This window comes from Flavihumibacter petaseus NBRC 106054, assembly GCF_000974785.1.
GTDB classification, from domain to species: domain Bacteria; phylum Bacteroidota; class Bacteroidia; order Chitinophagales; family Chitinophagaceae; genus Flavihumibacter; species Flavihumibacter petaseus.
Genome location: NZ_BBWV01000003.1, coordinates 467,170 through 480,813 on the forward strand (window position 1 = coordinate 467,170; position 13,644 = coordinate 480,813).

Sequence of the window (13,644 nt, forward strand, 5' to 3'; positions counted from 1 at the left end):
ATATGCTGTTTTTTGCTAATGCATACCGGTAATGGACAAACCGTAAAGAAGATTTCGATCAATGAATTGGAAAATTATATCAAACAAAGCAGGAAGCCACTGGTAATTAATTTTTGGGCAACATTTTGTAAACCCTGTCTCGAGGAAATCCCCCTTATGCTTGAGCTTGCCAGAACTTCACCAAATGTCGAACTGATCATGGTGAGTCTTGATATGGCTGATTATTATCCTGACAAACTGGAGAAGTTTGTCAGCCAGCAGCAATTTCAACCCGCGGTGCAATACTGGCTGAATGAGACCAACGCTGATTTCTTTTGCCCAAAAGTAGATTCTGCCTGGCAGGGGAGTCTCCCTGCCACGCTATTCATCAATCCGCAGAAACAATACCGGCAATTTGTAGATAAGCCAATGCGTCAGGAAGAAATACGGCTATCCTTCCTTTCTCTTGATGCCACAGCCAACTGACCTGCTCTCTTTTACCGAAACCGATTTTCCTGAGGCCATTTCAGTGATGGCTTCCTTGAGGTGATTGCGGGAGACTTTGGAGGGGTCAGCCGGGCTGTCATCAATTGCGCCACGGTATACCAGTTTTCCCCGTCCGTCGAAGAGATAACATTCCGGCGTACGGGATGCGCCAAAGGCATCAGCTAGTTCATTATTGCTGTCCACCACATAAGGCCACTTATAATGTTGGGAGGCAGCATATTGTTGCATCGCCTTATACGAATCTTCATTGGCGCGGTTGCCTTCGTTTGAGTTCAGCACAACGAATCCAATATTTTTCCCCGTAGCGAAATTCCCGATGTCAGTTGTCCTGCTTTGGTTCTTAACCACGTATGGACAAGTGTTACAACTGAACATGACCAGCAGGCCATTGGAAGTTTTGACATCATTCAGGGAGATGATCTTACCTGATACGTCTTTCATTTTTGTAGCCGCCATAGGAATGTCGGCGCCGATGGGCAGCGGATCAGCCAATTTAAAGGCAATTCCTGCGATGGCCAGTGCAAAGAGTGATAACAATGCTTTCATGGTTTCTTTTTTAATGGTCAAGCAGTTCTCACAATTTCGCTAAATTTTCTGAGATTCGGAAGCCCTGGCAGCTTCGGTCCTGGCGCGCTCTTCAGCCATCATCTTCAGTGAATGTATACTCACATTAAGCTCGTAACCAATTAGTAACACAAGTGAACTGAAATATATAAGCAGCATCAGGATCATGATGGTACCAATTGAACCGTAGATCTTGTTGAAATTATTGAATTTGTTTACCCAAACGGAGAACACCATCACGGTAAGAATGATCAACCCTGTTGCGAATATGGTGCCCGGGGAAGAAAGCTGCCATCGTTCATGTACTGATGGCACGTATTTATATATGATCGCAATGCTGTAATAAACGAGCGCGATGATGAACAACCATCTGAGGTTACGTACTAGCCATTTGATTGCTGGTGTATTGATGTTCAGCTTATTCAACATCCAGCTGAGCACATTACCTTGCGCGATCAACAGGATGATCGCACACAACAGCAGGAATATGAGTACTGTTGTAATCCTAACCGCCATCCAGCGTTTTTGAAAGAAATTTCTGCTCGTACTGTACATCAATGACTTGTTGAAGGTGCGCATGATGCCCAGCACTGCATTGGACGCATAAAATACGGCTACCAGGAAACCCAGGGAAAGCAGACCCGACCGGGGAGTCTGGAGAAAGTCCTGGAGGAAGTCGCGTACCAGTTCATAAGTTTTGTAGTTGGGAGTAAGGTCCTTTGTCAGTTGCAGCAGTTCATTGGTAAGCTGTTTGGAAAACGGCATGTAGGGAAATAGCGTCAGCAGGAAGATGGTAGCAGCAGGAATTGCCATTGCCAGGTTAAAGGAAATGGCAGCTGCACGGTCGTTCAGGCCGACTTTCTTCACCTGTGCCAGGAAGAATTTGACCACATCATACAGTGGTAGTCCTTCAAATCCCGGCAGGCTGATTTTTTTGCTTTTGGCAACAATCCACCTGGCGGGCAGGCTGTTCCTGGCAATGCGTTCCAGTTTGATCATGTCAGTGTCCTGTTTCTTCAGCTTTTGGGTTCTTTGCCAGTGAATCCAGGAATTGCTGGTATTCCCTGGCTAGTTTCAGGTGTTCCTGGTAGTCGGCGGCGAAAGCATGAGCCCCTGTGAACCCTGGTTTTGCCACAAAGAATAGATAATTTGTTGAAGGAGCATTGAGTACGGCATCAATTGTCTGTTTTTGCGGCGTACAGATCGGGCCGGGCGGTAATCCGGTCACCCGGTAGGTATTATACGGGGATTCAACCAGGAGGTGCTTGTGATAAATCCTTTTCAGGGAAAAATCCCGTAAAGCAAACTTAACAGTCGGATCTGCTCCGAGGCGCATTCCTTTTTTAAGCCGGTTCAGATACACACTGGCAATATTTCCTTTTTCATTGCGGTTATTGGTTTCCTCATCTACAATGGACGCCAGTGTTGATACCTGCACGGGCGTTAACCCCATCTCGGTTGCCTTGTCTTTTCGTTCTGAAGTCCAGAATGATTTATAATTCTCCAGGATCTTGTTCATAACGATCTGCGGACTGGTATTCCAAAAAAATGTATAGGTGTCCGGCAACACACCACATAAAACTGTATTGGAGTCAAGGCCATAAGGCAGGAGCGAGTCATTGCTGTTCAGAAAACGGAGAAAGCGAATGCTGTCAGATTCAAATTTCCGCCCGGCCATACCTGCAAAGTCTTCTTTGGTTCGGAGCTTATTGATCACCAGGTTAACCGGTTCCTGCGCACCATTCCGAAGTTTCCGGATTATATTTAAAAGGTTTGTATTGTGATGGATAGCATACCGGCCGGCCTTGATCTTATCTGGATAGTTCAGCCTTTTCGCAAGGAAGTCAAACAATGAAGGATACTTCACTACGTTGTCTTTGCTCACCTTTTCGAGCACTTGTCCATAGGTGCTGCCAGTTGGAATTTCCAGGTAATAGACCTTGTCCCGGAAACTTGTAGCCGGACCAAAAAATCCCCACAGGAGTACGATACCCACCACCACGATCACCAAACCGAACACGAACAATACTTTTTTCATTGGATTTGATTGGCTTGTAAAATAAACAAAAAACCCTGCCGGTAGCAGGGTTAAAAAACGTTATCTGGTTCAGCTTAAGGGTTCGTTGCCGGTTGCGTGGGAGCAGGTTGAACCGGTTGTGTTGCCGGCTGAGTGGCTGGCGCATTGGCCGGCGCTGTTGCAGCAGGTTTGGTATTCAGCTGATCGATCATGTTGCTTTTGGAACCTTTCGGTACAAATACAGCAGAGAAAAGGCAGAGCAATGCAACAACTGTAGCAAAGATCCACGTACCTTTTTCAAGCACGTCAGTAGTTTGCTTAACACCCATGAACTGGTTGCTGAGTCCGCCCACATTACCGGCAAGACCACCACCTTTCGGGTTTTGAACCAGGATGATAAAACCCAGGATCACACTAGCCAGGATCACCAGTATCAGAAAGAAAATTACCATTTCAATGTTGTTTTAGTTGTTCAATTCGAGTCGCAAAATAAGCGGATTTGTCGGGATGAGCCAAACTTAATTTAGCATACAATTCGATGGCTTTTTGAATATTTCCCTGTTTTACAAGCACTTCTGCCATTGTTTCGGTCAATATTTCCCGGTGCTGCACCGATCCGGCAGCCATTTCCTGGATCTTTTCACCGTTGCCAGCGTCCATTAACTGCTGTTCTATCCTCGGGGCAGGCAGCTTTTTCATGGTTCTGATCCATTCGGTAAAACTTTTCAGCTGTTTACCCAGTTTGTCACCGGGCGCAACCTCCGTACTGAGTTTGATACCCTGCGAGGCAAAATAATCGATCGTATGATAGGGTTCGAATAACGGTTGGGAATCAGTCTGAGGCAAGATGTCTTTGAGTCCGGGAATTGGAATGGGGGATTCCCTGCTCAGGATATCGCTCCGTAGGGTACTGTTGTCTTCTGTTGACTGGACTGGAGATTCCGGTTCAGCGGGAACCTCAGGTGCTGGTGCCGCTACTGCTTCGGTAACAGTTGATTTAACCAATGCTTCCGGTTCCGGCACCACGGGATCAGCAACATGGTATTGTTCAGTTTTCAACGGACTGACAGGTTCGGCTGCCGGTTTCACCCACACAGATGTTTCTGACAGTACTGTCTGTAACAGGTATGGGTTTGGAAAATACAGGCTGCATTTATCCCACTGGCTGTTAAAACCAGGATCCTTTTCCTGTTGCTGTTTCTTCAGCAACAGCAATTGCAGCGACGCAGCATAGGGGTGTTTGGAAATCGCCCTTTCCAATTCAGGAATACTGACACTTTCCAGGGTTGGCTGACGGAAATAGAACGGTATCGTTTTGGCTAGCAACATGTTTACCAGTTCGAAAAGATACGGTTAAAAATTTCATCCGAAAGGTTCCTGATCATGGTTTCGTTCAATTGCGATTCCGCCTGGGGAAGGGCAAGGTTCGCGTTAAAGTCGAAGTTACGGGTGATGGTCACCGGATCCTTATAGCTTTTCGTTTCGTCAAGTTTGTTCTCAAACATAATGGCCACAGATACGTTCAGGCGGTTGGTGGCTGTTGTCTGATTCTGGATGCCCGAAGTGGTCACGGAATAATCCGTAATGGTAGCAGAAATAATATAATGCGCATCATCACCCTGGATCATCGTCAGCCTGGTCTGGCTGATCACCTTCTGGCGGAGTCTTTCTGTCAACTGCGGCGCCAGCTGGGGGTTTACATATCTTGCCCTGTTTTCAATAAAATTGATCTTTACCGTTTTTACCTCCGGGGGAATGGAAACATCCTTAAAAGAATAACAGCCGGCGAACCCGGTAATCAGGCCAACCAGCAAAAAGGCCTTAATCGTTGATATCATATTCTTTCAGTTTTCGGTAAAGGGTTCTTTCACTGATGCCCAGATCAGATGCAGCATCTTTGCGTTTTCCTTTGTGTTTTTTCAGGGCTTTCAGGATCAGCTCTTTTTCCTTATCCATAATATTGAGCGATTCCTCCACTTCTTCATGTTCATGAATGTCGTCATGAGGCAGCAACACCGCCGGTTGATTGTGGATGATCGCAGGCGCGGGTGACAACTCAACCGGTACCGGATAATCGCGGAGAAGGCTTTCTTTCGTATAAGCTGCAGCTGCAGCTGCCTCACCGGGATTCTGCAGGATCTCCACAAACATTTTTTTGAGTTCCGTAACATCTTTTTTCATGTCAAAGAACAATTTGTACAGCAGTTCCCGCTCGTTGCCGAACTCACTGGTATGCGTACCATTGGAGTTGTTCACTACCATCGGTAACCGGTTGTTGGGATGTTCCGGAAGGAACCGGCGCAAATCCGTCGAATTGATATGTTTGTCTACCGATAATACTGAAATCTGCTCTGCAATATTTTTCAGCTCGCGGATATTGCCCGGGAAAGTATAATTCATCAGCAATTGACGGGCATCATCGTCCAGTTGCACCGGTGCTGTTTTATACCGTTCCGCGAAATCAACGGCGAACTTGCGGAACAGCAGCGGAATATCATCTTTACGGTCCCTCAACGATGGAACCCTGATGGGAACCGTGCTGAGACGGTAATAAAGATCCTCCCTGAATTTTCCCTTCTGGGTATACTCCAGCAGGTCTTTGTTGGTTGCCGCAATGACACGGACATCCGTTTTCTGCACTTTGGAAGATCCCACGCGGATGAACTCACCGGTTTCCAGCATGCGCAGCAACCGGGCCTGGGTGCCCAGCGGCATCTCACCGATCTCATCAAGAAAAATGGTGCCTCCGTTTACCGTTTCAAAATATCCTTTCCTGCTGTCAACCGCACCGGTAAAAGCGCCTTTCTCGTGACCGAATAATTCGGAATCAATAGTGCCTTCCGGGATGGCACCGCAGTTAACGGCAATAAAAGCATTGTGCTTTCTGGCAGACAGGGCGTGAATGATCTGGGAAAATGCTTCTTTACCTACACCACTTTCCCCGACGATAAGAACGGTAAGGTCTGTATTGGCAACCTGCGCAGCAACATTAAGGGCATGATTCAATGCCACAGTATTACCGATTATGCCAAATCTGTTTTTTATGCTTTGAATATCCATGGGGTCAAGCCTCAATAACTTTTACTTTTCCTAACAGGGTTGCCTGGGTGAAATGGGTTACTTCCACCTTAACATAATCTCCCTTCTTTAGTTGAAATTGTTCTTTCGGAAAAACGATTACCTTATTCTGAGAACTCCGGCCCATCCATTCCTGGTCACTCTTTTTACTTTCTCCTTCAATGAGCACTTCATATATATTACCTAAATCCCGGAGATTGCTCTCCCTGCTCAGCTTGCCCTGGAGATCAACAATCTCCTGGAGCCGGCGTTTTTTTACAGCCTCGGGAACATCGTCTTCATAACGGCGGGCTGCCAGTGTTCCGGGTCTTTCACTGTAGAAATACATATAGCTGAAATCATACTGGCTGCTCTCCATCATCCGGAGGGTGTCCTGATGATCCTCTTCCGTTTCAGTGCAGAAGCCTGCAATGATATCGGAACTGATGCCGCAACCTGGAAGAATTTCCCGGATCCTGTTGACTTTCGCCATGTACCATTCCCTGGTATAGGTGCGGTTCATCAGTTGCAGAATGCGGTTATTTCCACTCTGTATGGGAAGATGGATGTATTTGCAGATATTCTCATGTGCCGCCATCACTTCCAGTACTTCATCAGTTATGTCTTTCGGATGAGAGGTAGAGAACCGTACCCGAAGCAGCGGAGAGATCCCGGCAACCATCTTCAGTAAACTCGCGAAACTGATGGCTTTGTCCAGCTGCTCATCAAAATAATAATAACTGTCTACATTCTGTCCAAGCAATGTAATATCGCGGATACCGTCTTCAAACAACTGACGGCTTTCGGCAACAATACTGTTGGCATCGCGGCTGCGTTCACGCCCACGGGTAAACGGCACCACGCAAAAAGAACACATGTTATTGCAACCCCGCATAATGCTAACAAACCCGCTGACGCCATTGGATTGAAGGCGTACAGGCGAAATGTCGGAATAGGTTTCTTCCCGGCTCAGTAAAACATTTACGGCCTTCTGACCGCCTTCCACCTCCTTTACAAGCGCAGGTAAACTTCTGTAGGCATCCGGACCCACCACCAGGTCAACCAGTTTTTCTTCTTCCAGCAGTTTATTTTTCAGGCGTTCAGCCATACAACCGAGCACCCCAACCATTAATTCCGGCTTTTTCTTCTTGAATTGACGGAACTCCGTCAATCTTTTCCGCACGGTTTGTTCTGCTTTTTCCCGGATGGAACAGGTATTAACCAGTATCAGATCCGCCTGTTCGGGGCCTTTGACAGGACCAAACCCCGTTTCCATCAGGATAGAAGCAACCACCTCGCTGTCTGCGAAATTCATCGCACAGCCATAACTCTCAATATAAAAGTGACGGGCATAGCTGCGCTGTTCACCAGCCCCTGCCGTGAATGCCTCTCCCTGGCGGGCTTCATCATGTTCCTTCGAAAGTATCTCCAGCATCCATCAAAATTAAGGGAGCAAAAATAACCTTTTTTAGCTCAAAGTGCCAAATTGGCAGAGCGAATATTACCTCCCACAGGATAGTGCTGGTGTAAAACGTTTGGTATTTTCTATATCCGTGCAACATTGACGTGCATATCAGGGTCATTCCTCCACTACCAACTTTACAGCAAAACTTTATTTATGAAAATCTATTGCTCACCCGGATTCATCCGGGTTATCCTCTTTTGTATACTGTCAGGCTTGGGCTGTCAGAAGCCCCACGACGAAGCCTTCACGCCGCCAACCGATCGCCCCGAGCCCGGCAACAGTTTGGCTGTTAAGGCAGATTTCAGGGGCAGAATCCTGGATTTGGCTGGTTTCCCGGTACCAGGGGCCACGGTTAGTGCCGGGAATACTTCGACCGGTACCAATATTAATGGTGAATTCGAGTTGCAGAACGCTTCCGTTGACTCGCTCGCAGCAGTGATCAGCGTTAATAAACCGGGGTTCCTGAACGGCTACCGTACATTGATAGCCAGCCGCAGCATCAATTATGTGGTGATTAAGATCCTGCCGGAACAAAAGCATGGCAGCGTTCAGGCTGGCGCCGGAGGAAGAGTGGATTTTAGTAACGGAGGCGCTTTGGTGTTTTCGGGAGGTTCGTTTATTAGCTCCGATAGCAGCGCCTACCAGGGCAGGGTAGACGTGATGGCCCGTTTCATTGATCCTTTGGAAGCAGGAGCTGCAGCAGTAATGCCCGGAAACCAGCTTGCCATTGATCAGCATAAACATGCTGCTTTGCTGAAATCATTTGGAGTACTGGCCGTTGAATTGCGCGGAGAAGATAATCAGGTGGTACATCTGGCTACCGGCAAGCCGGCAACATTGCATTTTCCGGTTCCGGCTTCCCTTCGGGCCCAGGCACCGGTATCTGTTCCATTATGGTATTTCGATGCCGTCAAAGGTTTGTGGCGGGAGGAGGGGACCGCAATTAAAACCGGAAATGAATATATCGGGACGGTAATACACTTTTCTTTCTGGAGTTGTGCCGTACCTGAAGACTATGTTGTGCTGCAGGCAGATCTGGAAACCAATACAGGAGCGCCGCTTTCCTTTGCATCAGTTCGGATGCAGACTGATACTTCACGGGCGGTATACGGCATTACCGATGGAGATGGCTTTATCCAGGGATATGTTCCCAAAGGCCGGCAATTGCAGATGACTGTTCTGGATGAATGTGGCAATGCTACCTATACAGGAAGCTATGGCCCGTATACCGGTGATGTTTACCTGGGAACGGTTCAGGTGCAGCCTGTTGAAAGCCAGTTGTTGCAATTTGAAGGCGATGTAGTAAACTGTTCGGGAGACCCTTTAGCTGATGGCAGCATAACGATTGACCTGGGAAACCGATCATTGGCCGCGACCATTACTGATGGTCATTTTGCGTTGGGCACAATCAATTGCCAGAATTTTACCGGCGCAGTCAGATTGTATTTTTACGACAATACCAGCCAAAAGGAAAAATTGGTGACGCTTTCGCAGGTAGCCAATGGAATTAATGAAGTTCCCGTGACTGCAATCTGTGATGTTTCTGATGCTTCGACGGCAACAATTGAAACAGGCGGACAAACCTACACGTTTAATACGCCGGCTGATGTAGTTTCTTTCAACCTGGACGGATCTTTCGATATCGTCAGGCCGGACAGTTCCGTGACTTTGTATTTCTGGGCAGACCAGATCAGCGGAACAGGGAACTATCCGCTATTCTCGATGCGGTACCGGAACAACGAGCCGAATACTGAAATCACTCAACTCGGTTTGTATCCCAATGAATCAAAAGTGGAAATCACTTCTTTTGGAAGCATTGGCGAATTCATTGCCGGTAAAATAGATATCCAGGCGAAAGATCCCCAGGGGGAATTGCATCCCATAAAAGCCACGTTCCGGATCAAGCGACAATTCTGACAATTAAAATATATCCGAAATAATTTATATTTTTGGCCGGAATAAATTTTTTCGGCTAAACCTGGCCGTTACCTTAAACCCATCCTTATGGACTTCTTCCGTAAAAAGAAATTCTTATTTTATTTCCTGTTAGTATGCCTTAGCTGGAATTGCCAGAAACCTCACAGCGATGAATTCCAGCCCCCTCCGGTAATAACCGATGCCACCCCGGGTAACAGTTCACCTGTATCTGCGAGCTTTCGCGGGAGGGTAGTCGACCTCCAGGGGATCCCACTGTCCGCCGTAACTGTTACCGCAGGCACCAGGTCTTCTCTTACGAATGAGAACGGTGAATTTGAATTGATCAACGCAACGGTTGATTCCCTTGCCGGGCTGGTGAAAGCATCCAAACCGGGCTACCTCAATGGCTTTCGTACACTCATTGTCAGTAAAGCTTTTCACTATGTCGAATTCCGTTTGATCAGGGAAGAAAAACAGGGGTCTGTCGTCGCCGGAACAGGCGGTACGGTGACTTTCAACAATGGCGGTTCAGCTACCTTCGCAGCCAATGCCTTTATCAGTGCCGACAGTACACCGTATACCGGTAAAGTTGATGTGATGGCTCATTTCATTGATCCGACAACGCCGGGCTTTGAAACCGAAATGCCGGGCAACCTGCTGGCAATAGACCGGAACAATGCGGCTACAGTATTAACCTCCTTTGGCATGCTGGCGGTGGAAATGCGCAGCGAAAACAACCAGCCGGTGAAACTTGCTGCCGGCAAACCCGCTACGCTTCATTTCCCCATCCCGGCCGCTTTATTGTCAAAAGCACCTGCTTCTATTCCGCTCTGGTATTTTGATGAAACCAAGGGCCTTTGGAAAGAAGAAGGCAGTGCAGTAAAAACCGGAAATGAATATGTTGGGCAGGTTGCGCATTTTTCATTCTGGAACTGTGATGTTCCAAATGATTATGTGATGCTGGAAGCCGTACTGCAAACGCCTCAGGGAGCACCACTTTCATTTGTAAAAGTGGACATCAGCGCCGGGGATGCTGGTACAACTTCCGGCTATGCCAACGAGTCCGGTATGATTCAGGGTTTTGTACCCAAAGGAAAGCCTCTGCATATCACTGTAAAGGGTGAATGTGATGAGAATATTTATTCGGTAGATCATGGTCCGTTTACCCAAATGGCTGACCTGGGGATAATCAAAATTCAGATCGCACCGGATAAATTAATCCAATTTGTGGGTGACGCGGTCAATTGTAATAACGAACCTGTTACTTCGGGACGCGCTGAAGTGCACTATAACGGAAAAGTTGTTGCAACCACCATTGAAAACGGACATTATTCCCTGTCATTATTGCGTTGTTCGGGGCAGGCAGAACCTGCTTTGCTCTACCTGGTTGATTTTACAGGAGGGAAAGAAATAACATTTTCCCTGGATGAAGTTGCTGACGGCCTCAATACTTTACCCGGGAAGACACTCTGTGATGCACTAACAAATTCCACCGCTACGATCAGCATCGATGGAAATACGTTTTCCTTTGTCTCTCCCACTGACAGCCTTTCCTATACTCCCAGAAGTATTATTGTCCAACGCAGAGGTGCAAATCCGAAAATTAGCTGTTGGTTTTCGAAAGACCTTGCTCTTGGAGAAGTACCCGTGTCGGCCGTATATTATACAGACGAAGCCGGACGTTTCTATTACCCGACAGGTACAGCATCAGCAACAATTACCGCATTTGATAATTATGTTGCGGGAAGTGTCAGCGCGACCATAACGAGAGATTCCGGTCGTACCGTACTACCAATTATTGTAAATTTCAATATGAAAACCTCACAATAATCTACCACAACGGCTTACCCTGGTAGTAATCCAGGATCTTTGTCCTGAATACATACTCATATTTAGCCTGGATCAGGTTCGTATTGGCCCGGTCCAGGTTATTTTTTGCCACCAGGTAATCCACTGAATTCAATACTCCTTCATTAAAACGCGTTTCGGTTACCCGGAAAGATTCTCCAAACGCATCCACCTGCTGCAACAAGGTATTGTAGCGGTTAAAGGTTGCCGTCATATTGAAATAAGCCTGTTCTACCAGTTGTTGCAACCTGATCCTTGTTGAGCTTTCCACCACAGAGGCGTTTTGCAGGTCCAGCTTCGCCCTCGCAACCCTGTTCCTGGTGGTAAAGGAATTCAGGATGGGTATGCGCAGGCTCAGGTTCACATTGGTACTGTAGTTATTCCTGAACTGATCACCATACCCGATCTTCACGTTATCATAATTGTTGACAGTGGTATAGACGGGCTCCTTCGTGGTGCCGATATTAACCCAATCACCATTGGTCTGTTCTACAGTAGAAATCAGGTTGGCAGTTGTTGCCGCACTCGAGTAATTGGTATACAGTCCGCCATTCAGGCTTAAGGAAGGCCAGTATTGACCCCTCCAGGTTTTTACGCCGATCTCTGCACTTTCCTTGCGGAGCTTTACCGCTTTCACCTGCGCGAGTGTGTTCAGCGCAACCGCATAAATGGAATCCGGTTTTGCGGGGTAGGCAGTAAGAAACTGCTCCGGACTGATCCGTTCCAGGTGCATGCTGCCGTCATAGGGTTGATTCATCAGTTGGGAAAGGGTCAGTTTAGCCGCATCCAGTTGGTTCTTCGTGTTGATCAAACTTACTTCATCATTAGCAAGCTGCCCTTTCAGATCAAACAACTGGGAAGGCGTAACACTTCCTTCGTTATTGAGAATGGTCAAACGTGCTACCTGGTTACGCGACAGCTCCGCCTGGTTGCTGATCTGTACCAGGAGATCCTCCGCCGTCAACACCTGCAGGTAAGCCACAATCACATTCAACGTAAGGAGATCCTTGTTCTGCTGCACATCCATGTTGCCGGCATCCCTGGCAAGCCTTTGTTGCTTCACATTGTTCAATGCAGAAAGACCATTGAAGATCAGAATGCCTCCATTCAGCCCCCAGTTTGCATAATTGATGTTCTGATTCAGGTAAGTATTACTGAAAGGATCAATGCTGCGGCCCTGGTTGAGACCATGTTCCACATTGCCACTGAAAAAGGGGAGCAGGTTGTTCTTGGCCTGTTTGTAATCCAGGGCAGTTCCTGCAGCCGTGATTTCAGTTTGTTTGAGATCAAGGTTATTGCGAAGCGCTATGTCAACGCACTGCTGCAGGGTAAGTTGCCCCGTTGTATCGGTCTGTCCAAAGCTGATAAAGGGGCTGAAAGACAATAAAAAGCAGGCCGCGGCAATGCCTAGGCGGTTAAGAAAAGAATATTTCATGAATGCGTTCTTTATCTGGGATGTTCAATTCGGCCGTCCAGCAAATGAATGATACGATTGCCGTAGGCTGCGTTTTTCTCGGAATGGGTTACCTGGATGATGGTCACCCCGTCTTCCTCATTTAATTTTTTGAATAATTCCATTATTTCCTCGCCCTGACGGGAATTCAGGTTGCCGGTAGGTTCATCGGCAAGGATTAGCTTCGGGCTGCTGATCAGTGCACGGGCAATACCGACCAGCTGTTGCTGTCCACCGGACAATTGCGTGGGGAAGAGATCCTTCTTGCCTACCATCTGGAACCGGTCCAGCATATCGCCCACCATTGCCTTTCGTTCCGTCGACTTGGTGTCCTGGTACAGCAATGGGGTTTCAATATTTTCATAAACCGTAAGCTCATCGATCAGGTGATATGCCTGGAATACGAATCCGATGTATTGTTTGTAGAGTTGAGACCGCTGCTTTTCCTTCATTGAATGCACCTGGTTGCCCATGAAGTCGTACTTCCCTTCGTCTGCGTCATCCAGCATGCCGATAACATTCAGCAGGGTGGATTTTCCGGAGCCGGAAGGGCCCATGATCGAAACAAACTCTCCTTCCTTAATGGTAAGGTTGATATCCTTCAGCAGAAATGTACGCAAACCTGCCGTAGTCACCCATTTGGAAATATGTTCTAGTGTAATCATATGCTTTATGGAATGGAATTATATGCCAACATTGCAATATATTGAAAACCATTAGATTGTGAGGGTGAAAAAATCTTTGTTGTACGGAAATGATACAGTTATTGTTCTCTTTTGATGCAGGCGAACGATCCACCATTTATCAATAAAAAACCCATCCGGTTTGTTCCGGACG

13 protein-coding genes are annotated in these 13,644 nt (G+C 47.2%); 3 read left to right on the forward strand and 10 right to left on the reverse strand.

Going from position 1 to position 13,644, the window contains the following annotated elements; genetic code table 11:
- Positions 1 to 18: 18 nt before the first annotated feature.
- Entirely contained in the window at positions 19 to 465 is a 447-nt protein-coding gene (locus FPE01S_RS17375; protein ID WP_046370305.1) for a TlpA disulfide reductase family protein, read from the forward strand.
- Here the strand turns inward: FPE01S_RS17375 and FPE01S_RS17380 are convergent.
- From FPE01S_RS17380 to miaB, 8 genes are all read right to left on the reverse strand, one after another.
- Positions 430 to 1,032, reverse strand: a complete 603-nt coding sequence (locus FPE01S_RS17380; protein WP_046370692.1) for a thioredoxin family protein — start codon at positions 1,030 to 1,032, stop codon at positions 430 to 432. The genes FPE01S_RS17375 and FPE01S_RS17380 overlap by 36 nt on opposite strands.
- A gap of 39 nt (positions 1,033 to 1,071) precedes the next feature.
- Positions 1,072 to 2,049, reverse strand: a complete 978-nt coding sequence (locus FPE01S_RS17385) for a YihY/virulence factor BrkB family protein (protein WP_046370306.1) — start codon at positions 2,047 to 2,049, stop codon at positions 1,072 to 1,074.
- Position 2,050: 1 nt separating this feature from the next.
- A complete protein-coding gene (gene mltG / locus FPE01S_RS17390) occupies positions 2,051 to 3,088 on the reverse strand; it encodes an endolytic transglycosylase MltG (RefSeq protein ID WP_052955957.1) in 1,038 nt (345 codons plus the stop codon).
- A gap of 74 nt (positions 3,089 to 3,162) precedes the next feature.
- On the reverse strand, positions 3,163 to 3,519 hold the full coding sequence (secG, locus tag FPE01S_RS17395; RefSeq protein ID WP_046370307.1) for a preprotein translocase subunit SecG: 357 nt from the start codon (positions 3,517 to 3,519) through the stop codon (positions 3,163 to 3,165).
- 1 nt (position 3,520) lies between these two features.
- A complete protein-coding gene (locus tag FPE01S_RS17400) occupies positions 3,521 to 4,396 on the reverse strand; it encodes a DUF8458 domain-containing protein (RefSeq protein WP_046370308.1) in 876 nt (291 codons plus the stop codon).
- A 2-nt stretch (positions 4,397 to 4,398) separates the two neighbouring features.
- Positions 4,399 to 4,905 carry an LPS assembly lipoprotein LptE gene (gene lptE / locus FPE01S_RS17405; protein ID WP_046370309.1) on the reverse strand — a complete coding sequence of 169 codons (507 nt, stop codon included), beginning with the start codon at positions 4,903 to 4,905 and terminating at the stop codon, positions 4,399 to 4,401.
- Complete coding sequence (locus FPE01S_RS17410; RefSeq protein ID WP_046370310.1) at positions 4,889 to 6,127, reverse strand: sigma-54 interaction domain-containing protein; 1,239 nt, start codon at positions 6,125 to 6,127, stop codon at positions 4,889 to 4,891. The genes lptE and FPE01S_RS17410 overlap by 17 nt, the downstream gene beginning before the upstream one ends.
- A gap of 4 nt (positions 6,128 to 6,131) precedes the next feature.
- On the reverse strand, positions 6,132 to 7,559 hold the full coding sequence (miaB, locus tag FPE01S_RS17415) for a tRNA (N6-isopentenyl adenosine(37)-C2)-methylthiotransferase MiaB (protein WP_046370311.1): 1,428 nt from the start codon (positions 7,557 to 7,559) through the stop codon (positions 6,132 to 6,134).
- A 183-nt stretch (positions 7,560 to 7,742) separates the two neighbouring features.
- Between miaB and FPE01S_RS17420 the strand changes: the two genes are divergently transcribed.
- Both FPE01S_RS17420 and FPE01S_RS17425 read left to right on the forward strand, forming a co-directional pair.
- Entirely contained in the window at positions 7,743 to 9,506 is a 1,764-nt protein-coding gene (locus FPE01S_RS17420; protein WP_046370312.1) for a carboxypeptidase-like regulatory domain-containing protein, read from the forward strand.
- Positions 9,507 to 9,593: 87 nt separating this feature from the next.
- The gene (locus tag FPE01S_RS17425; RefSeq protein WP_046370313.1) at positions 9,594 to 11,336 is read left to right on the forward strand and encodes a carboxypeptidase-like regulatory domain-containing protein; all 1,743 of its coding nucleotides are present in this window, start codon (positions 9,594 to 9,596) and stop codon (positions 11,334 to 11,336) included.
- Between the two features lies 1 nt (position 11,337).
- Here FPE01S_RS17425 and FPE01S_RS17430 read toward each other — a convergent pair whose 3' ends face one another.
- Both FPE01S_RS17430 and FPE01S_RS17435 read right to left on the reverse strand, forming a co-directional pair.
- On the reverse strand, positions 11,338 to 12,789 hold the full coding sequence (locus FPE01S_RS17430; protein ID WP_072054012.1) for a TolC family protein: 1,452 nt from the start codon (positions 12,787 to 12,789) through the stop codon (positions 11,338 to 11,340).
- 11 nt (positions 12,790 to 12,800) lie between these two features.
- Positions 12,801 to 13,472, reverse strand: coding sequence for an ABC transporter ATP-binding protein (locus FPE01S_RS17435; RefSeq protein WP_046370314.1), 672 nt, complete (start codon positions 13,470 to 13,472; stop codon positions 12,801 to 12,803).
- Positions 13,473 to 13,644 lie beyond the last annotated feature (172 nt).

Coding starts and splice junctions, on each gene's coding strand:
- FPE01S_RS17375 (WP_046370305.1), top strand. CDS start 19: ATGCATACCGGTAATGGACAAACCGTAAAGAAGATTTCGATCAATGAA.
- FPE01S_RS17380 (WP_046370692.1), bottom strand. CDS start 1,032: ATGAAAGCATTGTTATCACTCTTTGCACTGGCCATCGCAGGAATTGCC.
- FPE01S_RS17385 (WP_046370306.1), bottom strand. CDS start 2,049: ATGATCAAACTGGAACGCATTGCCAGGAACAGCCTGCCCGCCAGGTGG.
- mltG (WP_052955957.1), bottom strand. CDS start 3,088: ATGAAAAAAGTATTGTTCGTGTTCGGTTTGGTGATCGTGGTGGTGGGT.
- secG (WP_046370307.1), bottom strand. CDS start 3,519: ATGGTAATTTTCTTTCTGATACTGGTGATCCTGGCTAGTGTGATCCTG.
- FPE01S_RS17400 (WP_046370308.1), bottom strand. CDS start 4,396: ATGTTGCTAGCCAAAACGATACCGTTCTATTTCCGTCAGCCAACCCTG.
- lptE (WP_046370309.1), bottom strand. CDS start 4,905: ATGATATCAACGATTAAGGCCTTTTTGCTGGTTGGCCTGATTACCGGG.
- FPE01S_RS17410 (WP_046370310.1), bottom strand. CDS start 6,127: ATGGATATTCAAAGCATAAAAAACAGATTTGGCATAATCGGTAATACT.
- miaB (WP_046370311.1), bottom strand. CDS start 7,559: ATGCTGGAGATACTTTCGAAGGAACATGATGAAGCCCGCCAGGGAGAG.
- FPE01S_RS17420 (WP_046370312.1), top strand. CDS start 7,743: ATGAAAATCTATTGCTCACCCGGATTCATCCGGGTTATCCTCTTTTGT.
- FPE01S_RS17425 (WP_046370313.1), top strand. CDS start 9,594: ATGGACTTCTTCCGTAAAAAGAAATTCTTATTTTATTTCCTGTTAGTA.
- FPE01S_RS17430 (WP_072054012.1), bottom strand. CDS start 12,789: ATGAAATATTCTTTTCTTAACCGCCTAGGCATTGCCGCGGCCTGCTTT.
- FPE01S_RS17435 (WP_046370314.1), bottom strand. CDS start 13,472: ATGATTACACTAGAACATATTTCCAAATGGGTGACTACGGCAGGTTTG.